The organism is Dactylosporangium salmoneum (assembly GCF_039532525.1).
GTDB lineage: Bacteria > Actinomycetota > Actinomycetes > Mycobacteriales > Micromonosporaceae > Dactylosporangium > Dactylosporangium salmoneum.
Window position 1 is genome coordinate 174,932 of record NZ_BAAARV010000023.1, and the last position, 20,231, is coordinate 195,162.

At 72.0% G+C, this 20,231-nt stretch carries 20 protein-coding genes; 17 read left to right on the top strand and 3 right to left on the bottom strand.

Going from position 1 to position 20,231, the window contains the following annotated elements; translation table 11 throughout:
• Positions 1-27: 27 nt before the first annotated feature.
• The 3 genes from ABD352_RS14615 (at position 28) to ABD352_RS14625 (ending at position 2,250) form a co-directional block, all read left to right on the top strand.
• Positions 28-762, top strand: coding sequence for a nucleotidyltransferase domain-containing protein (locus ABD352_RS14615; RefSeq protein WP_344612921.1), 735 nt, complete (start codon positions 28-30; stop codon positions 760-762).
• Between the two features lie 166 nt (positions 763-928).
• On the top strand, positions 929-1,468 hold the full coding sequence (locus ABD352_RS14620) for an AAA family ATPase (RefSeq protein WP_344612877.1): 540 nt from the start codon (positions 929-931) through the stop codon (positions 1,466-1,468).
• Positions 1,465-2,250 carry a class I SAM-dependent methyltransferase gene (locus ABD352_RS14625; protein WP_344612878.1) on the top strand — a complete coding sequence of 262 codons (786 nt, stop codon included), beginning with the start codon at positions 1,465-1,467 and terminating at the stop codon, positions 2,248-2,250. Before ABD352_RS14620 ends, ABD352_RS14625 begins: the two co-directional genes overlap by 4 nt.
• Here the strand turns inward: ABD352_RS14625 and ABD352_RS14630 are convergent.
• Positions 2,213-3,247, bottom strand: coding sequence for a YdgH/BhsA/McbA family protein (locus tag ABD352_RS14630; protein ID WP_344612879.1), 1,035 nt, complete (start codon positions 3,245-3,247; stop codon positions 2,213-2,215). The genes ABD352_RS14625 and ABD352_RS14630 overlap by 38 nt on opposite strands.
• Positions 3,248-3,311: 64 nt before the next feature.
• Here ABD352_RS14630 and clsA point away from each other — a divergent pair, with 64 nt between their 5' ends.
• From clsA to ABD352_RS14690, 12 genes are all read left to right on the top strand, one after another.
• Complete coding sequence (clsA, locus tag ABD352_RS14635) at positions 3,312-3,917, top strand: cardiolipin synthase ClsA (protein WP_425553547.1); 606 nt, start codon at positions 3,312-3,314, stop codon at positions 3,915-3,917.
• The gene (locus ABD352_RS14640) at positions 3,914-4,750 is read left to right on the top strand and encodes a DUF881 domain-containing protein (protein ID WP_344612881.1); all 837 of its coding nucleotides are present in this window, start codon (positions 3,914-3,916) and stop codon (positions 4,748-4,750) included. Before clsA ends, ABD352_RS14640 begins: the two co-directional genes overlap by 4 nt.
• Positions 4,747-5,079 carry a small basic family protein gene (locus tag ABD352_RS14645; protein WP_344612882.1) on the top strand — a complete coding sequence of 111 codons (333 nt, stop codon included), beginning with the start codon at positions 4,747-4,749 and terminating at the stop codon, positions 5,077-5,079. The genes ABD352_RS14640 and ABD352_RS14645 overlap by 4 nt, the downstream gene beginning before the upstream one ends.
• Positions 5,080-5,084: 5 nt before the next feature.
• Positions 5,085-5,777, top strand: coding sequence for a DUF881 domain-containing protein (locus tag ABD352_RS14650; RefSeq protein ID WP_344612922.1), 693 nt, complete (start codon positions 5,085-5,087; stop codon positions 5,775-5,777).
• Between the two features lie 18 nt (positions 5,778-5,795).
• Positions 5,796-6,176 (top strand): glycine cleavage system protein GcvH, encoded by a 381-nt coding sequence (gene gcvH / locus ABD352_RS14655; RefSeq protein ID WP_344612883.1) that lies wholly within the window; start codon positions 5,796-5,798, stop codon positions 6,174-6,176.
• A gap of 146 nt (positions 6,177-6,322) precedes the next feature.
• Positions 6,323-6,766, top strand: a complete 444-nt coding sequence (gene odhI, locus ABD352_RS14660; RefSeq protein WP_344612884.1) for an oxoglutarate dehydrogenase inhibitor Odhl — start codon at positions 6,323-6,325, stop codon at positions 6,764-6,766.
• Positions 6,767-6,839: 73 nt separating this feature from the next.
• Positions 6,840-7,487, top strand: a complete 648-nt coding sequence (gene ftsR / locus ABD352_RS14665) for a transcriptional regulator FtsR (protein WP_425553544.1) — start codon at positions 6,840-6,842, stop codon at positions 7,485-7,487.
• Between the two features lie 138 nt (positions 7,488-7,625).
• On the top strand, positions 7,626-8,090 hold the full coding sequence (locus ABD352_RS14670; protein ID WP_223093836.1) for a bifunctional nuclease family protein: 465 nt from the start codon (positions 7,626-7,628) through the stop codon (positions 8,088-8,090).
• Between the two features lie 845 nt (positions 8,091-8,935).
• The gene (locus ABD352_RS14675) at positions 8,936-9,625 is read left to right on the top strand and encodes a MerR family transcriptional regulator (protein ID WP_344612886.1); all 690 of its coding nucleotides are present in this window, start codon (positions 8,936-8,938) and stop codon (positions 9,623-9,625) included.
• Positions 9,626-9,899: 274 nt separating this feature from the next.
• Complete coding sequence (locus tag ABD352_RS14680) at positions 9,900-10,823, top strand: GlxA family transcriptional regulator (RefSeq protein ID WP_344612887.1); 924 nt, start codon at positions 9,900-9,902, stop codon at positions 10,821-10,823.
• The gene (locus tag ABD352_RS14685; RefSeq protein ID WP_344612888.1) at positions 10,824-11,462 is read left to right on the top strand and encodes a DJ-1/PfpI family protein; all 639 of its coding nucleotides are present in this window, start codon (positions 10,824-10,826) and stop codon (positions 11,460-11,462) included.
• An 11-nt stretch (positions 11,463-11,473) separates the two neighbouring features.
• Positions 11,474-12,100: a DUF2461 domain-containing protein gene (locus ABD352_RS14690; protein ID WP_344612889.1), complete on the top strand. Its 627-nt coding sequence runs from the start codon at positions 11,474-11,476 to the stop codon at positions 12,098-12,100.
• A gap of 89 nt (positions 12,101-12,189) precedes the next feature.
• Here ABD352_RS14690 and ABD352_RS14695 read toward each other — a convergent pair whose 3' ends face one another.
• Together ABD352_RS14695 and ABD352_RS14700 are read right to left on the bottom strand one after the other, a co-directional pair.
• Entirely contained in the window at positions 12,190-13,632 is a 1,443-nt protein-coding gene (locus tag ABD352_RS14695; protein ID WP_344612890.1) for a glycosyltransferase family 4 protein, read from the bottom strand.
• A gap of 25 nt (positions 13,633-13,657) precedes the next feature.
• Positions 13,658-15,640, bottom strand: a complete 1,983-nt coding sequence (locus ABD352_RS14700; RefSeq protein ID WP_344612891.1) for an amylo-alpha-1,6-glucosidase — start codon at positions 15,638-15,640, stop codon at positions 13,658-13,660.
• A gap of 254 nt (positions 15,641-15,894) precedes the next feature.
• Here ABD352_RS14700 and glgX point away from each other — a divergent pair, with 254 nt between their 5' ends.
• Positions 15,895-18,000 (top strand): glycogen debranching protein GlgX, encoded by a 2,106-nt coding sequence (gene glgX, locus ABD352_RS14705; protein ID WP_344612892.1) that lies wholly within the window; start codon positions 15,895-15,897, stop codon positions 17,998-18,000.
• A complete protein-coding gene (treY, locus tag ABD352_RS14710; RefSeq protein WP_344612893.1) occupies positions 17,997-20,231 on the top strand; it encodes a malto-oligosyltrehalose synthase in 2,235 nt (744 codons plus the stop codon). The genes glgX and treY overlap by 4 nt, the downstream gene beginning before the upstream one ends.

Sequence of the window (20,231 nt, forward strand, 5' to 3'; positions counted from 1 at the left end):
CCGGCACCGCCCCCGCTCCGGGCGGACATCCCGGCCTGGGCGGGCGAGGTCGCCGACCCCCACCCCTACCCGCTGGTGTTCGCCACGGTGAGCGGCGCCCACCTGTACGGCTTCGCCTCCGTCGACTCCGACCTGGACCTGCGCGCGTGCCACATCCTCCCGCTGGACGAGGTCGTGGGCCTGACCGTGGGCCCGGAGACGGTCCAGTCCGGCGGCGTGCGCGAGGGCATGGAACTCGACGTCGTCAGCCAGGAGCTGGCCAAGTTCGTGCGCCTGCTGCTCAAGCCCAACGGCTACGTCCTGGAGCAGCTCCTGTCTCCCCTGGTGGTGCGCACCTCTGCCCTGCACGAGGAGCTGAAGTCCCTAGCCCCCGCCTGCCTGACCCCGGAGCACGCCCGCCACTACCTGGGCTTCGCCGCCGGCCAGTGGCAGCTGTACCAGCAGACGGGTGAGCTGAAGCCAGCCCTCTACACGCTCCGGGTCCTGCACACCGGCATCCACCTGATGCGCACCGGCGAGGTGGAGGCCGACCTGCGCGTGCTCAACACCCTCCCGTACGTCCCCGCCCTGATCGAGGCCAAGAAGTCCGGCGAGCACGACCGCCTGACCCCGGACCTGGTGCCCGCCGGCACCTTGTCCGCCGACGTGGAGCGGCTGACCGCCACCCTGGAGGCCGCCCGGGACGCCTCGAAGCTCCCCCCGGCCCCCTCGGCAACGGAAGCCCTGAACGCCCTGCTGATCCGCACCCGGCTGGGCCGATAACCGTGCCCAGCACCCGCCTAGCCACACCCGGCACCCGGCCAGCTGTGCCCAGCCGCCGGATAGCCGCGCCCGGCAGCCGGGTAACGCCCTGCGACCGGGTAGCCAGACCCGGCACCAGGGTGACCATGCCCGCCACCCGGGCCCGCACCCGTCACGGAGGCTGACCATGCTCGGCGAAGTCCCCGCGATCGTCCTCATCACTGGCATCCAGGCGGCCGGCAAGTCGACGGTCGCCCAGGCCCTGGCGGAGCGCCTGCCCAGGTCCGTCCACCTCCGCGGCGACGCGTTCCGACGCATGGTGGTGAACGGCCGCGCCGACATGACCCCGCCGCCGTCGGACGAGGCCGTCGCCCAGCTCCGGCTCCGGCACCGCCTGACCGCCCAGACGGCCGACGCCTACTTCGAGTCCGGCTTCACGGTGGTCGCCCAGGACGTCATCCTCGGCCCGTATCTGCCCGAAACCATCGCCTCGATCCGCAACCGCCCCCTTCTGACCGTGGTCCTCGCCCCCTCCCCGTCCGCGGTCGCAGCCCGGGAGGCGGCGCGCGGGAAGACCGCCTACTCGACCTGGACCGTGAACGCCTTGGACACTTCCCTGCGCACCGAAACCCCGCGGATCGGCCTCTGGTTGGACACGTCGACCCAGTCCCCCCGCGAGACCGTCGACGAGATCCTCGCCCGAGCCTGGACGGAGGCCGCCGTATGACCGCCGACCACCCCTCCCGCTACGAGGCCATCGCCGCCTTCCACACCGCCCTGTTCGCCGCCGCCCCACTGGACGAAGCCACCGCCCCACCGGACGAAGCCACTGCCCCGCCGGACGAAGCCACCGCCCCACCGGACGAGGCCGCCGCCCCGCCCGAAGCGACGGTCCCGCCGACCGCCGACTCAGGCGGAGCCGGCCGCGCCTGGCGGATCGCCGGCTGGGGCAGCGCCGACCTCCAGCGCGTCCGCTTCGAGGCCCTGCTGCGCACCTCCGGCTACCGGGGCGGCTCCGTCCTGGACTGGGGCTGCGGCCCCGCCGACCTCTACTTCTTCCTGCGCGATACGAACCTCCCCCTGCAGTACACCGGCGTCGACCTGGACCCCCGAATGGTCGAGCTGGCCAGCTCCCGCGGCGCCCCCGACGTCTCGCTGCTCCCGGAGGGCCGAGCCCCCGAGGGCACCTACGACTACGTCTTCGCCAGCGGCATCTTCCAGTTCGAGGACCCGTCCGACCCCCTCTACTACCTCCAGATTTTAGAACAGGCGTACGACATTTCTTCCCGGGCCGTCGCCGCCAACTTCCTCAGCGCCGAGCGCTCCGAACACGCCAAGGCCGCCGACGAGCTCTACGCCGACCCGTCGACGCTGGCCCGCTTCGCCGCCGCGGTCACGCCGAGGTGGGTCCTGGACCACGGGTACCACCCGCAGGGCGCCGACTTCACGATCGCCCTGCTTCATGAACGGGTCACGGGCGGCAGCGGGCCGAGTTCGGGTCGATCATGAGCAGGGAGGAGTCGACCGCCTCGAAGTCGGAACCCTTCAACGACTTCAGCGAGTTCAGCTGGTCGTTGCTCCACTTGTCGTCCTGGGTCCCGGAGAAGTACCAGGGCGAGCCGTTGTCCGCCAGGATGGCGCCGTAGGTCTTCAGGGCCTGTGCGACCGCCCGGGCCTGCGGCGGGAACTTCGAGATGTCCACCGAGGACTTCAGCCGGAACCGCGCGCCCATCGGCGGCAAGGAGGCATCCGTCGAGTCGGACGCGGCGTGGCGGGCCGGCCAGACGTACGACTTGCGGGTCTTCGGGGCGGTGAAGCGGATCGCGTGGTCAATCCTGCCCGCCGCGGCCTCGTCGGCGCGGGCCAGACCGGGCAGGATGGGCAGGCCGGCGGCGTCGGCGGAGGTCCAGCCGGCCTTGCGCAGCGCGTTGCCGCGCAGGTCGTACACCGCGCCCGAGCCGGCCTTCCAGGAGCCGTCCGCGTTGGGGTGGGCGTCGAACAGCTCGTACGCCTTGCAGGCCGCGGAGTCCTGGATGATCACGTGGCGGTCGCCGCCGGCGTTGGGGCCGCCCTCGATGCGGGCGTTCTTCGGGATCGGGTACGGCCCGGGGTCACTCTCCCCCGCGTAGCCGAACGTGACCTTCACCTTGGCCTGGCCGGCCGGGACGGCGGTGACCGGGATGCCGAAGGGCGCCCCGTCGATGAGGCCGGCGCCGAAGTCCGGGTGGGCGTGGGCGGCGGCGCCGATGCCGGCCACCCAGGCCGCCGAGTCGCGGTGCACGGGCAGCTTGGAGATGTCCGCGTGCCAGACGTTGTCGGCCGGGAAGATCGTGCACGGGTCGGCGGCGGTGGGCGAGGCCGAGCCCGCCGGGGCCGCGGCCAGCCCGCCGTCGGCCGCCGGGAGCGCCGACGACTCCGCCGAAGGCGGCGTGGCCGGGGGCTTCGCGGCGGAATGGGAGCACCCTTGCAGTACCAAAACGGCCAAAACCGCAAGCGTCCGCCTCATGGCGCCGGACGCTACCGTCTCGGGCCGCTGCGCCTCCACCTCGTCACCCGTGCGGGCTGTTAGCATTCCCCGCGTGGCAGACCGGCAGGGTCTCGGGCCGGTGCTCACCGTCCCGAATCTCATCAGCTTCATGCGCCTGCTCGGCGTGCCATTGTTCCTGTACCTCTTCCTCGCCACCGACGCCACCGGCTGGGCGGTCGCCGTGCTCGCGATCGGCGGGCTCAGCGACTGGGTGGACGGGTTCGCCGCGCGGCGGCTCAAGCAGGTCAGCCGGCTGGGCGAGCTGCTCGACCCGCTCGCCGACCGGCTGTACATCCTGGCCACCCTCTTCGCGCTGACGTTCAAGGACGTCGTGCCCTGGTGGTTCACGATCGCGTTGCTGGCCCGCGAGGCCGTCATGGTGCTGTGCCTGGTCGTGCTGCGGATCCTCGGCCACGGCCCGCCGCCGGTGCACTACGTCGGCAAGACCGCCACCGCGATCCTGCTCATGGGCTTCCCGATGATGCTGCTCGCGCACCTGAGCGACTCGGCCCGGCCGTGGGCGCACCCGAGCGGCTGGGCGCTGCTCTGGTGGGGCATCGTGCTGTACTGGGTCGCCGCGGTCTTCTACTTCATCCAGGCGGCCGTGCACGTGCGCGCAGGACGGGCCGCGGCGGCCGGCGCGCCGTGAGCGCCCCGCGCCGCGACGACCTGCTGGGCGAGCTGTTCCGCAATCCGCTCGATCCCGGCTACGCGGCCGCCGCGGCGCGCCGCGGGGACTCGCCGCCGCCGAAGTACGGCAGATGGCTCACCGCCGTCGCGATGCTCGCCATCGGCTTCCTGCTCGCCGTCGCCTACCACCAGGTGGTGGCGGCCGCCCCGAGCACCACGAAGGCCCGCGACGACCTCGTGGCCGACGTGCGCTCCCGCCAGCGCACCTCCGACGACCTGCAGCGGCGCGCGGCCGATCTGCGGGCCCAGGTCGACCAGGCCCGCGACGAGGCGCTCGCCGACGGCGACAGCGCGACCCGGCTGCGCAACCTGGCGGCCGGCACCGGCACCGCCAAGGTCACCGGCGACGGGGTCTCGGTCCGGCTGGTCGACGCCCCGCCGCAGGTCGACCCGGTGACCGGCAAGACCCAGGACGAGAACCTGGGCCTGGTGCTGGACCGCGACCTGCAGGACGTCGCCAACGGGCTGTGGCAGGAGGGCGCCGAGGCGGTCGCGGTCAACGGCCAGCGGCTCACCGCGACCAGCACGATCCGGGCCGCGGGTGGCGTGATCCTCGTCGACTTCAAGCCGGTGACCAGCCCCTACGAGGTCACCGCGATCGGGCCGCCCGACATCAATGACAGGTTCAACGGCTCCTCGACCGCCAAGCGCTTCAAGAGGTACGTCGAGGAGTACCGCATGCAGTTCAGCGTGAGGAAGCGCACGAACCTGACCCTCGCCGCCGCCGCCGAGCCGCCGCTGAAGTATGCGAGAACTCCCTCGCCGACTCCCTCTGGAGGTCCCACGCGATGATTGCCGTGATCGCCCTGGTCATCGGGGCTGCAGCCGGCATCTTCCTCGAGCCGACGGTGCCGCTCGGGCTGCAGCCGTACCTGCCGATCGCCGTCGTCGCGGCGCTGGACGCGGTCTTCGGCGGGGTCCGGGCCAAGCTCGACGGCATCTTCGACGACAAGCAGTTCGTCGTGTCGTTCGTGTCCAACGTCCTGGTGGCGGCCCTGATCGTGTACCTCGGCGACAAGCTCGGCGTCGGCGGCCAGCTGTCCACAGGCGTCGTCGTCGTGCTCGGCGTGCGGATCTTCGGCAACGTGGCGGCGATCCGACGGCACCTGTTCCGGGCGTGACCGCGATGAGGAAGCCGGCCAACCTGGTCATCGCGCTGCTCGTCGGGCTGCTGGGCTTCGCGGTGGCGGTGCAGTTCAAGGCGGGTGGGTCCGACGCCGAGCTGTCCTCGGCCCGCCCCGAGGACCTCGTGCGGATCCTCTCGGACCTCGACGCCCAGCAGGAGCGGCTGCGCGGCGAGATCAGCGACCTGGAGGACACCCAGCGGCAGCTCGACTCGGGCGCGCAGGGTCGCGACGCGGCGCTCGCCGACGCCCGCAAGCGCGCCGACGAGCTGGGCATTCTCGCCGGCACGCTCCAGGCCGAGGGGCCGGGCCTGCGGATCGACCTCATGCCGGGCGGCGACCCGATAAAGTCCGAAACGGTCCTCGACGCCATCGAGGAGCTGCGTGGGGCCGGGGCCGAGGCGATGCAGATCTCGGGGGCCGGCGGCCCGGCGGTGCGGATCGTCGCCTCGACGTACTTCGTGGACGCCCCCGAAGGGGGCCGGCTCGTGGTCGACGGGACGACGCTCGCCGCGCCGTATACGATCACGGTCATCGGAGGACCGGACACCATGCGAACGGCGCTGAACATCCCGGGAGGGGTCGTGGACAGCGTTCGCCAGCACGGCGGTACGGTTTCCGTGCGCGAAGCGGATCCCGTGCACGTCACCGCGTTGCACACTGCCAGTGCGTTGCAGTACGCCAAGCCCAGCTGAGACCCAGAAGGACGCGACGTGATTCCCGAGGATCTGCGGTACACCGCCGAACACGAGTGGCTGGCCCCATCCGGGGCGGACAGCTTCCGGGTCGGCATCACGCACTTCGCGCAGGACTCCCTGGGCGACATCGTCTTCGTGCAGCTGCCGGAGGCGGGCGCCACCTTCCAGGCCGGCGACGCGCTCGGCGAGGTCGAGTCGACCAAGAGCGTCTCGGAGATCTACGCGCCGGTCGCCGGCGAGGTGGTCGCGGTCAACCCGGCCCTCGAGGGCGCGCCCGAGCTGATCAACTCGGACCCGTACGGCGAGGGCTGGCTGGTCGAACTCAAGGCCGCCGATCCGGCCGCGGTCGATGCCCTGCTCGACGCGAAAGCCTACGGCGAACTGACCGCCGGCTGAGCGATTCGCATATCTGCCCGTTCCCTTGCCGCGCGTCCGGTTGACCCGATATTTCGCGCGTGACTAGGCTCCCTCAGTCAACCGTATGCGCGCCGGGCACTCCGACGCATCCGGGCGACACCGACACACGACCGTGAGGTGGTTCGATGACGCGCCCAGACGACGAGTTTCCCCCACTCGACGTCACGTCCACGCTGAACCTCGGCGCCATTGAGGATGCCATCGAGGGGCCGGACAACACCGACATGGTGCCCACGCGCATGTCGGGTTCCCTGCCGCCGGGCACGGCCCTGCTCGCGGTGCGCCGCGGCCCGAACGCCGGCGCCAGGTTCCTGCTCGACCACGACGTGACCACGAGCGGACGGCACCCCGACAGCGACATCTTCCTGGACGACGTGACGGTCTCCCGCCGCCATGCCGAGTTCCACCGGGAGGGCGGCACGTTCACCGTCCGCGATGTCGGCAGCCTCAACGGCACGTACGTCAACCGCGAGCGTGTCGAGGCGGCTACCCTGAGCAACGGCGACGAGGTCCAGATCGGCAAGTTCCGCCTCGTCTTCGTGGCAGGACCGCGCCCCGACGAGAGCTGAGGCCATGACGGCGTCGGCGGCCGCCTGGAATTCTGCCACCCCGGGTGACGAGCTCACCCGGGGCGAGCGTCTCATGAGCATTGGCGAGGTGCTCGCGCACCTGCGCGGCGAGTTCCCCGATGTCACCATCTCCAAGCTGCGCTTCCTGGAGACCGAAGGGCTGGTCGAGCCGCGCCGCACCCCGGCCGGCTACCGGAAGTACACCTGGACCGACGTCGCCCGCCTGCGGTACGTCCTGACCGCACAGCGCGACCAGTACCTGCCGCTGCGCGTCATCCGCGAGCACCTGGCCACCATGCGTGAGCCGCTGACCGAGGTTTCCGACGTCGTACCGCAGGAAGCCCCGTCCGAGGTCCGCCTCACCCGCGACGAGTTGTTGAACAAGACGGGGCTCACGGAGAAGGCCCTGGCGGCGCTGGAGGACCACGGCCTGCTCAAGCCCCGCCCCGGGGCCGGCTACGACGCCGACGCGCTGGAGGTCGCCACCGCCGCCGCCCGCCTGGCCGAGTTCGGCGTCGAGCCGAGGCACCTGCGCGCGTACCGGGCCTCCGCCGACCGGGACATCGGCCTCTTCAGCCAGCTCGTCACCCCGCTGACCAGGCAGCCCGGCCCCGCCGGACGCGCCCGGGCCGCCGACACGGTCCACGAGCTGGCCGCCCTGACCCAGCGCGTCCACGCCGCCCTCGTCCGCGCCGGCCTGCGGGAGATCCTGGGTAAATAGCCGCCCGCTCGGGCTTTTCGCCGCCCTTTTTCCGGGCGATCTTCGCCACTGCCCACACGACAGCGGCGTCGCGAGTGGCACGACTCCATGGGAGTCCGTGTAACGTGCAGGGAGAGGCAAGTCGACACGGAGGCGGCAGTGCGAGAGCTGAATGTGGTCGGTGTTCGCGTGGAGCTGCCAACCAATCAGCCCATCGTGTTGCTCAAGGAGGTCGACGGCGACCGCTACCTGCCGATCTGGATCGGCGCGGTAGAGGCCACCGCGATCGCCTACGAGCAGCAGGGCGTCAAGCCGGCCCGACCCCTGACCCACGACCTGATGCGCGACATGCTGGCGGCCCTCAAGGCCCCCCTGCACGCCGTGGAGATCGTGGAGATGCGCGACAACATCTTCTACGCCGAACTGGTCATCGGCGACAACGTCCGAGTCTCGGCCCGCCCGAGCGACTCGATCGCCCTGGCTCTGCGCGTGGGCGCCCCCATCCGCTGCGCCGACCAGGTCCTGACCGAGGCTGCCATCGTCATCCCGGACGAGCAGGAGGACGAGGTCGAGAAGTTCCGCGAGTTCCTGGAGCAGGTTCGCCCGGAGGACTTCGCCGGCTGACCAACCCCGGCTCCCCCGCCGGACCCACACCACGGGCCCGGCGGTCGGCCCTGACGGCCACGACTCGCCGACGCTGAGGGAACTCCCCAACCCCAGATGGCCGTATGGCCGTGTGCCGCGTGGTCACCCTTTCGAGGGATTCGGGGCGCAACGCGATCCCAGGGTGCGCCGAATGGCCATCTGGAGGATTCGGGCGCGACACGATCGGCCCGCAGGCACGACGCGCGCCGGAAGTGGGCGGCGGGCACAGCGCGAGCTGCAGGTGTGGATGGACGGCGCTCGGACGCAACGCGCTCCGCGAGACACAGGGACCCCAGGGGCCACAGCCGCCGCGAGCTCACCGACTAGCAGGAGCACGCAGCGCCCCCGGGACGCAGCACCGCCCCCGGGACGTAGCAACGCGCACTCCCCAGGCCGCAGGGACGCAGGACCCTCGGGAACGCAGGACCCTCGGGAACGCAGGGACGCAGCGGCGCCGGGACGCACCGCCGGGGCGCGGGGGCGCACAGGGTGGGTGACGGCGGGGTTGCGGAGGGATCACCCGCTTGGGCGGGGCGGGTTCACACGGTGGCCGTGGCACGAATGCGCACGTCCGGGCGCAGGTCCGGGTAGCGTCAGGGTGTAGGTCATCCGCACCGTCAGGCGTCGCCGGCGACGGTGAACTTCCGCCGCGGATCGGCGCGCGCAGCATTCGCGCACTGACGCGCGGCGTGTCGCGGCGTTACCTCCACGCCGACCCTCAAGGTGCGCTATAGGGTTGCTGGTGTTGACGCTGGAGGTGGGTCGCAATGCAACAGCCGCCCGATCCCGGGAAGCCCGGTCATACCCCTGAGCACGCCCAGGTGATGTCCTCGAACCGTGGCGCGTACCCGGACGCCGCGGTCGCCGATGGCGGCGCGGGGTGGGGCGCGGGCGACTCCGCCGATGCGAAGCACGCGACCGACCCGCACGCCGGTGCGCCGAGCGCGGGGACGTTCCTCAGCGCCGCGCTCGCCGGGGCGGACGACGTCGGATACCGCGGGCCTACCGCCTGCCACGCCGCCGGGATCAGCTACCGGCAGCTCGACTACTGGGCCCGCACCGGGCTCGTCGTGCCGTCCGTCCGGGACGCCACCGGGTCGGGTAGCCAGCGGCTCTACTCCTTCCGCGACATCGTCGTGCTCAAGGTCGTCAAGCGGCTGCTCGACGCCGGGGTCTCGTTGCAGAACATCCGCAAGGCGATCGACACCCTGCGGTCGCGCGGGGTCGGGGACCTGGCCGGGATCACGCTCATCTCCGACGGGACCACCGTCTACGAGTGCCGGTCCCCCGAGGAGGTCGTCGACCTGCTGCAGGGCGGCCAGGGCGTCTTCGGCATTGCGATCTCCGGGGCCTTCAAGGAGATCGAGGGCACGCTGTCGCACCTGCCCGCCGAGGCGGCGACCACGGGCGAGGAAGTGCCCGCACCGCCGGCCACCGGCACCAGCGGCTCGGACGACGCCTTCGCCGGCGGCGACGAGCTGGCCATGCGCCGCGCGCGCCGCCGGGCCGGCTGAAGCCGGGCCAGCTGAAGCCGGGCCAGCTGAAGCCGGGCCAGCTGAAGCCGGGCCAGCTGAAGCCGGGCCAGCTGAAGCCGGGCCAGCTGAAGCCGGGCCAGCTGAAGCCGGGCCAGCTGAAGCCGGACCGGCTGAACACCGGCGCCGCCACCACCGAGCGAAGAGACCCATGCCGTTAACTTAGAACAGGGGTACGACAAAAACAGCGGCATGGCCGAAAAGGTGGGAAGCACGTCGTTGCTGACACCCCACCGGGCCCGCCACGATCAAACCCATGAAACGGGTGCTGATCGTGGTCTTCGACGGGGCGCAGAGCCTCGACATCACGGGCCCCCTCGAGGTCTTCACCGGCGCCGGCCGATACGACGTCCGGACCGGCAGCATCGAAGGCCGCCCGATCCGCACATCCAGCGGCCTGCGAATCGCCCCAGACGTCGAATTATCCGAAAAATCGGATACTGAAGACCTCGTCATCGTCCCCGGCGGAGCCGGCACCAAGACCACCGACCACCGCCTGGTCGGCTGGCTGCGAACGCACGGCCCCAAGGCCGAGCGGCTCATGTCGGTGTGCACGGGCGCGTTCCTGCTCGCCGAGGCCGGCCTCCTGGACGGCCGCCGCGCCACCACCCACTGGAACCACTGCCGGAACCTAGCCCACCGCTACCCCGCCGTCACCGTCGAGCCCGACCCCATCTACGTCCGCGACGGCAACGTCGCCACCTCGGCCGGCGTCACGGCCGGCATCGACCTGGCCCTCGCCCTGGTCGAAGAGGACTGCGGCCGCGACGTGGCCCTCACCATCGCCCGCCACCTGGTCATGTTCCTGCGCCGCCCGGGCGGCCAGCGTCAGTTCAGCGCCCAGCTCCAGGCCCAGGTGGCGGCGCGGGACCCGCTGCGGGAGATCCAGCGGTACGCCGCCGAGCACCCCGCCGCCGACCTGTCCGTCGAGGCGCTGGCCAGGCGGGCCAACCTGTCGGCCCGCCAGTTCAGCCGCGCCTTCGCCGCCGAGGTCGGCACCCCACCGGGCCGCTACGTCGACCAGGTCCGGCTCGAGGCCGCCAGGCGGCTGCTCGAAGAAGGCCCCACCAACATCGAAGAGGTCGCCCGCGAATGTGGCTACGGAACCCCGGAGGCCATGCGCCGCGCGTTCGTCCGCGAGCTGGGTATCGCCCCGGCCGACTATCGGGAGCGTTTCTGAATGCAGATCACCATGGTCCTGTACCGCAGGATGACCGCCCTCGACATCGTGGGCCCCTACGAGGTGCTGTCCCGGCTGCCCGGTGCCGAGATCACCTTCGCCGCCGCCGCGCCCGGCCCGATCCCGACGGACACCGGCCTGCTGAACCTTCCGGCCACGGCGGACTTCGCCGAGATCTCGCGCACCGACCTCGTCGTCGTCCCCGGCGGCCCCGACGTGCGGGCCCAGACGCAGGACACCAGGCTCCACGAGTGGCTGCGCGAGATCGACAGGACCACGACGTGGACGACCTCGGTCTGCACCGGCTCCCTGATCCTGGCCGCCGCCGGACTGCTCGAGCGCCGGAGGGCCACCACCCACTGGCTGGTCAAGGACCGCCTCGGGGACTTCGGCGCCGAGCCGGCCCCCGGCCGGGTGGTCATCGACGGCAAGTACGGCACGGCCGCCGGCGTCTCCGCGGGCATCGACCTGGCCCTCACCCTGGCCGCGCGGATAGCCGGAGAGCGGATCGCGCAGACGATCCAGCTCGCCATCGAGTACGACCCCCGGCCCCCCTTCGACGCCGGCAGCCCCGACACGGCACCGGAAGAGGTGACTGACTTCCTGCGCAGCAACCGAAGCCTCGTGGTGGAGTCGTAAGCTTCCTATTCGTGGCGTTCAGCGGCTGGCCGGTCGAGGCCCTCGAGTTCTACGACGGCCTGGAGGCGGACAACTCGAAGACGTTCTGGACCGCGCACAAGGCGACCTATGAGGAGCAGGTGCGCGGCCCGATGACGGAGCTGCTGGCCGAGCTCGAGCCCGAGTTCGGCCCGGCCAAGATCTTCCGGCCGTACCGCGACGTCCGCTTCAGCACCGACAAGTCCCCCTACAAGACGTCCTGCGCTGCCTCCTTCGAGCAGGGTGGCTACGTCCAGCTGACCGCCGGCGGCCTGGCCGCGGGCGCCGGGGCGTACATGATGGACCCGCCCCGCCTGGCCCGCTACCGCCAGGCCGTGGCCGACGACGTCTCCGGCGGGCAGCTGGCCGGCATCGTCGCCGACCTGGAGGCCCGCGGCTGGTCGGTGACGTCCCGCGAGCAGCTCAAGTCGGTCCCGCGCGGCTTCGACAAGGAGCACCCGCGCGCCCGCCTGCTGCGCCACAAGGGCCTGATCGCGTGGCACCAGTTCCCGCTGAAGCCCTGGCTGGGCACCGCGAAGGCGCGCACCCACGTCGAGCAGTTCCTGCGCGGCTGCCGCCCGCTACAGGACTGGCTCGACGCCCACGCCCCGAGCCAGTAGCCGCCCATCAAACCGAACCGGTAGCCGCCCATCACACAGGACTGGCTCGACGCCCACGCGCCGAGCCAGTAGTCGCTCATCCAAAGACTTCAGCGGCGCTCGACCGCGGCCATCACCACGTCGAAGCGGTCGGTCACCGGGGTGTTCCACTGCGGCGCCTCGGCGGCCATCGCCGCGCGGGCCGCGTCGACGCCCGCCTGCCACGCCGCCTCCGCCGAGGACGCGGCCCTGACCATGCTGGACGGGCGCTCGCCGACCGGGACCTGCGGCGGGTCGGACAGCAGGTTGCCCGGCGGGACGTCGACGACCGGCAGGCCGCTGTCGACCACCGCGGCCTCGCGCCGGGCCTCGAAGGCCGGGGCCTCGTCGACCGCGGCGCCGTAGATCGCGGCGGTGCGGGCGGCGATGGCGTGCCACGAGTGCCGTTCGCGGACCATCTCGCGGGCCCGCCTGGCCAGCGTCTGCGCGAGCATCGGGTCCTGCAGGAGCGCGTCGACCGCGTCCACGAGGCCGTCGGGCTCGCCGACCGGGAACCGGATGCCGGTCACGCCGTGCTCCACGATCGAGGCCAGGCCGCCGGTGGAGGCCACGACGAGCGCGGCGCCCGAGGCGGCGGCCTCCAGGGCCACGGTGCCGGTGGGCTCGTAGCGACTGGGCATCACGAAGGCGTCGGCGGCGGCCAGCACCGCGGCCAGCGTGGGCTGGTCGAGCGTGCCCGGGAAGGAGACCGCGCGGTGCAGCTTGAGCCGCCGGGACTCCTCGATGAGGGTGCCGCGGTAGTCGCCGTCGCCGACCACGACCGCGCGGGTGCCGGGGTGGCGCTCGCGGATGGCGGGCATGGCGGCCAGCAGGTCCTGGACGCCCTTCTCGGCGATGAGCCGGCCGGCGTAGACGATCAGGGGGCCCTCGCCGGCGAAGCGCAGGCGGGCCGAGAGCACGGCGCGGGGCTCGGCGGTCCAGATGTCCGGGTCGATGCCGTTGGGCACGACGTCGACCCGCTCGGCCGGGACGTCGAAGAGGTGCTGGACCTCCCAGCGCAGGTACTCGGTCGGCACGATCACCCGGCAGGCCTCGGAGCCCAGCCACCACTCGACGGAGTGCACCGAGCGGCTGGTCTCGCCCGGGAGGTACCCCTGGTGGCGCCCCGCCTCGGTGGTCTGGAGGGTGGCCACGAACGGGATGCCGAAGTGCTCCTTGAGGGTCACCGCGGCGTGGGTGACCAGCCAGTCGTGGGCGTGGATCACCTCGTAGCCGGTGGCCGGCGCGGTGCGGATCGCGGCCTCGGCCAGCAGGCGGTTCACCGCCATTGTGTGACTGAGGTCGGAGTCGTCGGAGGGAGGCAGGGCGGAGGCGCGCACGACCCGCACCCCGCCGAACGTCTCGTTGGCGGGAGAACCGGGCCGGTGCCGGCTGACCACGGTGACGTCGTGGCCCGCCGCGACCAGCGCCGCGGACAGGGCAGAGATGCGGCCCTGGCGCGCGGCTATTGCTTCACTCGACGGAAATTCCCAGGCGATCATCAATACGCGCATAGCGGATACCTCTCGTCGCCGACTGTCACCGTAGCGCGTTCCGCCGGGTTCGGGGGCGGGCTTCGCGGGACAATTTCGTTTTTTCCGATCCCTGCAAGTTGCAGTTTTGCCTGATGACCGCGCGTGCGTGGAGGACCGCCGCGACCGAGCGGGCGGAGAACGGGGCTCCGGTCGCGCGGTATGGGGCGTCACCCTCCGCTATCTCGCTCACCGACCCGAGACCGCACTCGCCCAAATGTCCCTCGACGGCGCCCAGCACCGCGTCGACCGGTCGGCCGGCCGCACACAGCGCGTCGGTGTACGGCCCGAGCCACCACGGCCACACCGCTCCCTGGTGGTACGCGGTGTCCCGGGCGACCACGCCGCCCCGGTGGGCACCCTCGTACCCGTACTCGCTGGGGGCATGCGTCCGCAGCCCGAGCGGCGTCACCAGTTCGCCCCCGATGGCCCGCAGCACGGCGTCGCGCAGGTGCGGCTCGTCCGTGCCGAAGCCGTACGGCAGGCTGAAGGCGAGCAGCTGGTTGGGGCGCAGCACCGAGTCGTCGTGCACGCCGCTGCCGCCCTTGGGGTAGGGCGCCGGGCCGGCGTCGACGAGGTCGTAGAGCCATCCGCCGGGGGCCCGGAACCGCTTGACGAACTGGGCCCGCACCGCGTCCCGGCGGCCGTGCACGACCGAGGCGTCCCGCCCGCAGCGCTCGCGCATGACGCTGATCACGCCGAGCGCGTTGGCCCACAGGGCGTTCATCTCGACCGGCTTGCCGTCCCGCGGGGTCACCGGGCCGCGCGGCAGGCTCGCGTTCATCCAGGTGAGGCCCGCGTGCTCGGCGTCGAGGGCCAGCAGGCCGTCGAGCGGGTCGACCGTCACGCCGTCGCGGGTGCCCTTGGTGTAGGCGGCGACGACGGCCTCCACCGCCGGCAGCAGCTCGGCGCACAGCTCCTGGTCGCCGGTGCGGGCGATGTGCCGCTCGACGGCGTGGACGTACCACAGCGGCCCGTCGGCGTCGCGCAGCGGCTCCCGGCGCATCCGCTCGCCCAGCCCGGCGTGAGCCTGCAGCAGCCGGCGCCCCTCGGCGTGCCGGCCGGTGTGCAGGAACAGGCCCTCGTAGGCGGTCATGGTGTCGCGCAGGTAGCGGCCGAACCAGGGGTAGCCGGCCACGACGGCGGGGACGCCGCCGTCCTCGACGATGAACTGGTCGGCCGCGAGCACCAGCAGCTTGTCGGCGGCGGCGCGGGCGCCGGCCTGCCGGACGAGCTTGCGGGCCCGGCGCCGGGCCTCCTCGACGACGGCCGGGCCGGCCGGCAGCGGCTCGTCGCGGTCCTCGCCCGAGCAGGCGGTGACGGTCAGGGTCTCGCCCACGCGCAGGGTCGCGGCGAAGGTGCCGGCGGCGTAGAGGTCCTCGATCGGGTTGAGGCCGCGGGCGGCCTCCTCGCGGTGGTACGCGTCGAGGTACCACTCCCCGACCGGCTTCCAGCCCGGCCCGTCGAGCCGGTAGTGCTCCTCGACCGCCAGGGGCTCGCCGGTGCGGTACCGCTCCGAGTCCGCGTCCCGCCAGGTGCACAGCGCGGTCAGGGTCAGGGTCACCTCGGCGCCGGGCGGGGCGGCCACGAGCCGGTGCACGACGGCCACGGCGTTGCGCCCGCGGGTCATGGCGACCTCGCGCTCGAGCACGTACTCGCCGACGCGCCAGCGCCACCGCGGTACCGAATCCACGATCTCGAAGGATTCGAGCAACTGATGCCCGGCCGGGTCGAGCGCGCCCGAGCCCCACTCGTGGATGGCGAGGCGGGCGTCGGGCCGGCCGGGGATGCTCAGCACCGGGTCGAGGGCGGCCAGTGCGACCTGCCGGTCCGGCGTTACGAGAAGAGCGTGGTAGCGGCGCGTTCGCAGGCCCGCGATCGTGCCGGTCGCGTACCCCCCGAGGCCGTCGGTGACCAACCACTCGGACTCGAATCCGGTCGGCGTCGCGCAGGCATGCGGGCCGAAGGTCATCACCGATCCCGGGGGCATGTGCCCAACTATGATCCGTACCCCCTCGTTTCAAACGTGCGCCACGGCTGAATTCGCGTGAGATTCATCCTGGGAACCTGTCGGAATCCCGACCGGCTGGGCGGCACGATTCATTATTGGTCCCGAAGGGCAAAAGGCAGCCAGCTTCACGCGTACCCGCGTGTGAACTTTCGACGCACGTAACACTGTGGCAACGGGTGCGCCGTTGGAAACCGGTGCCGAGCGAGCAATGGACGCCAAGGGCAGGAGCGAGCATGCAGGTCTGGCCGGGCAACCGGTACCCGCTGGGGGCGACCTACGACGGGCAGGGGACCAACTTCGCCATCTTCAGCGAGGTGGCCGATTCGGTGGAGCTGTGCCTGTTCGACGACGAGGACCACGAGGAGCGCATCAAGCTCGTCGAGGTCGACGCGTTCGTGTGGCACGCGTATCTTCCCGGGATCGAGCCCGGGCAGCGCTACGGCTTCCGGGTACACGGCCCCTACGACCCCGGCCGGGGGCTGCGGTGCAACCCGCACAAGCTGCTGCTGGATCCCTACGCCAAGGCCATTGACGGCGACATCAGCTGGGATCCGGCCGTGTACGGCTACGACTTCAACGACCCGGAACAGATGTCGACGGCCGACTCGGCGCAGTTCATGCCCAAGGCCGTGGTGGTGAACCCGTATTTCGACTGGGGCAACGACGCCGCCCCGCGGGTGCCCTACCACCACACGGTCGTCTACGAGGCCCACGTGCGCGGCCTGACCATGCGCCACCCCGACATCCCGGACGAGCTGCGCGGCACGTACGCCGGCATCGCCCACCCCGCCATCATCGAGCACCTCAAGCGCCTCGGCATCACGGCGCTGGAACTGCTGCCGGTGCACCACTTCGTGCACGACCAGCGCCTGGTGGAGCTGGGCCTGTCGAACTACTGGGGCTACAACACCATCGGGTTCTTCGCCCCCTACCACGGTTACGCCCGCCGGCACCGCGGCCAGCAGGTGCAGGAGTTCCGCGGGATGGTCAAGGCGCTGCACGCGGCCGGCATCGAGGTCATCCTCGACGTGGTCTACAACCACACCGCCGAGGGCAACCACCTGGGCCCGACGCTGAGCTTCCGTGGCATCGACAACGGCCACTACTACAAGCTCGACGACGACGACAACCGGTACTACACGGACTACACCGGCACGGGCAACAGCCTCAACGTGCGCAACCCGCACTCGCTGCAGCTGGTGATGGACTCCCTGCGCTACTGGGTCACGCAGATGCGCGTCGACGGCTTCCGCTTCGACCTCGCCTCCACGCTCGCCCGCGAGTTCTACGAGGTGGACCGCCTGTCCACGTTCTTCGAGGTCGTCCAGCAGGACCCGGTCGTCAACCAGGTGAAGCTCATCGCCGAGCCGTGGGACGTCGGCCCCGGCGGCTACCAGGTGGGCAACTTCCCGCCGCTATGGACGGAGTGGAACGGCCGCTTCCGCGACACGGTCCGCGACTTCTGGCGCGGCGAGCCGGCCACCCTGGGCGAGTTCGCCTCGCGCATCTGCGGCTCGGCCGACCTCTACCAGGACGACGGGCGCCGCCCCTTCGCCAGCATCAACTTCGTCACCTGCCACGACGGCTTCACGCTCAACGACCTGGTCTCCTATAACGACAAGCACAACGAGGCCAACACCGAGGACAACCGGGACGGGGAGAGCTACAACCGGTCCTGGAACTGCGGGACGGAGGGGCCGACCGACGACCCGGCGATCAACTCGCTGCGGGCCAAGCAGCGGCGCAACTTCCTCACCACGCTGATGCTGTCGCAGGGCACGCCGATGATCTGCGCCGGCGACGAGCTGGGCCGCACGCAGCGGGGCAACAACAACGCCTACTGCCAGGACAACGAGATCAGCTGGATCGACTGGGAGAACGTCGACGACCAGCTGCTCGCCTTCGCCCGCGGGCTGGCCCTCTTCCGCGAGCGGCACCGGGTCTTCCGCCGCCGGCGGTTCTTCACCGGCCGGCCGGTGGCCCGGGCCGAGAGCACGTCGCTGACGGACGTGGCGTGGTTCGCCACCGACGGGCGGCTGATGACCGAGGAGGACTGGGACAACCACTTCGGCCGCGCGCTGATGCTCTTCGTCAACGGCGAGTCCATCACCGAGCGGGGCTCGCACGGCGAGCGCCACGTCGACGACTCGTTCCTGCTGTGCTTCAACGCCCACCACGAACCGCTGGAGTTCGTGGTGCCGCCGCAGGAGTACGGCAAGGAGTGGGAGCTGGTGATCGCCACCGCGACGGGCCCGGCCCGCGACGGCGTCGGCTACGCCGCCGGCGGCACGATCACGGTCCCGGACCGCTCCCTCGTCGTGCTGGACCGCACGGCATGACGATCCCGAGCGGCACCTACCGGGTGCAGGTGCGCCCGGACTTCGACCTCGACGCGACGGCCGGGCTGGCGGAGTACGTGCACGACCTCGGCGCGAGCCACCTCTACTCGGCGCCGCTGCTGACCGCGACGCCCGGCTCGCCGCACGGCTACGACGTGGTCGACCCGCGCGCGGTGAACCCCCAGCTGGGCGGGGCGGCGGGGCTGGACCGGCTGGTGGCGGCGCTGCGCGCGCACGGCCTGGGGCTGGTCGTCGACATCGTGCCCAACCACATGGGGCTGTTCCAGCCGGCCGCGAACCCGATGTGGTGGGACGTCCTGGCCAAGGGCCGCTCCAGCCGGTACGCCGACTGGTTCGACATCGACTGGGAGGCCGGGCCGCTCGTGGTGCCCGTCCTCGGCTCCGCGTCGCTGGACGAGCTGCGGATCGAGGACGGCGAGCTGCGGTACTACGAGCACCGCTTCCCCATCGCCGAGGGCACCGGGGCGGGCAGCCCGCAGGAGGTGCACGAGCGGCAGCACTACCGCCTGGTGTACTGGCGGGAGGGCAACGAGCGGCTCAACTACCGGCGCTTCTTCGCCGTCACCGAGCTGGCCGGGGTGCGCGTCGAGGACCCGGCCGTCTTCGAGGACACGCACGCCGAGATCCTGCGCTGGGTGCGCGAGGGCCTCGCCGACGGCATCCGGGTCGACCACCCCGACGGCCTGCGCGACCCCGGCGAGTACCTGGCCCGGCTGCGCTCGCACGCCCCCGATGCCTGGCTGGTGGTCGAGAAGATCCTGGAGTGCGGCGAACCGCTGCCCCCGCAGTGGCCGGTCGACGGGACCACGGGCTACGACGCGCTGGCCGAGGTGTGCGGGCTGTTCATCCAACCCGAGCCGTCCGACTCCTCGTGGCAGGAGGAAGCCCACGCCCAGAAGCTGGACGTCACCAACCGCCTCTTCCGCGCCGAGCTCCACCGCCTGACCCGCATCACGGGGCGAGCGTCCGATCTGCCCGTCCTGTCGGTGCTCGCGGCGAACTTCCGCGTGTATCGGACGTATCTTCCCTACGGCGGCGAGGACCTCGACGAAGCGGTCGCCAAGACCCGCGAGCAGCGGCCCGATCTCGCCGAGGACCTGGAGCGGCTGCTGCCGCGGCTCACCGACCCCGGCGACGAGGTCTGCGCGAGGTTCCAGCAGCTCACCGGCGCCGTGATGGCCAAGGGCGTCGAGGACACGGCGATGTACCGCTGGAACCACTTCATCGCCCTCAACGAGGTCGGCGGCGACCCGTCCCGCCACGGCGTCGACATCGAGGAGTTCCACGCGGCCGCCGCGGCCCGCCAGCGCGACTGGCCGGCCGGCATGACGACGCTGTCCACCCACGACACCAAGCGCGGCGAGGACGTGCGGGCGCGCCTGGCCGTGCTGAGCGAGGTCCCCGCCGAGTGGGCCGCCATCCAGCAGGGCTGGCGGGAGATCGCCCCGCTGCCCGACCCCTCCTTCGAGGACCTCTTCTGGCAGACGATCGTGGGCGCCTGGCCCATCGAGGAAGAGCGGCTGCGGCGGTACTTCGAGAAGGCCGCCCGCGAGGCGAACCGCTCGACGTCGTGGGACGCGCCCGACGAGGCCTTCGAGTCCGCCGTGCGGGCCGCGCTGGCCCGGGTCTTCGCCGACGACGGCCTGCGGGCCGAGGTGCGGGACCTCGCGACCCGGATCACCCCGTTCGGCTGGAGCAACGCGCTGGGCCAGAAGCTGGTCCAGCTGACCATGCCGGGCGTGCCGGACGTGTACCAGGGCACCGAGCTGTGGGAGAACTCCCTCGTCGACCCGGACAACCGCCGCCCGGTCGACTTCGCGGAGCGCCGCGACCTGCTCGCGGCGCTCGACGCCGCCGTCGCGGCCCGGCTCACGCTGCCCCCGGTCGACTCCTCCGCCGCGGCCAAGCTGCTGGTGGTGAGCCGGGCGCTGCGGCTGCGGCGGGACCGCCCGGAGCTGTTCACCGGCTACCGCCCGGTGCAGGCGGCCGGGTCTGCCGAGCGGCACGTGGTCGCCTTCGACCGCGGCGGCGCGCTGACCATCGCCACCCGCCTGCCGGTCGGCCTGGCCGAGCGCGGGGGGTGGGGCGACACCGAGCTGAAGCTGCCGGGCGGGGACTGGGTCGACGCGCTGACCGGGCGGCCGGCCTCCTCCCCCGCGGTCGGCGACCTGCTCGCCACGTATCCCGTCGCGCTATTGGTGAAGGGCTGA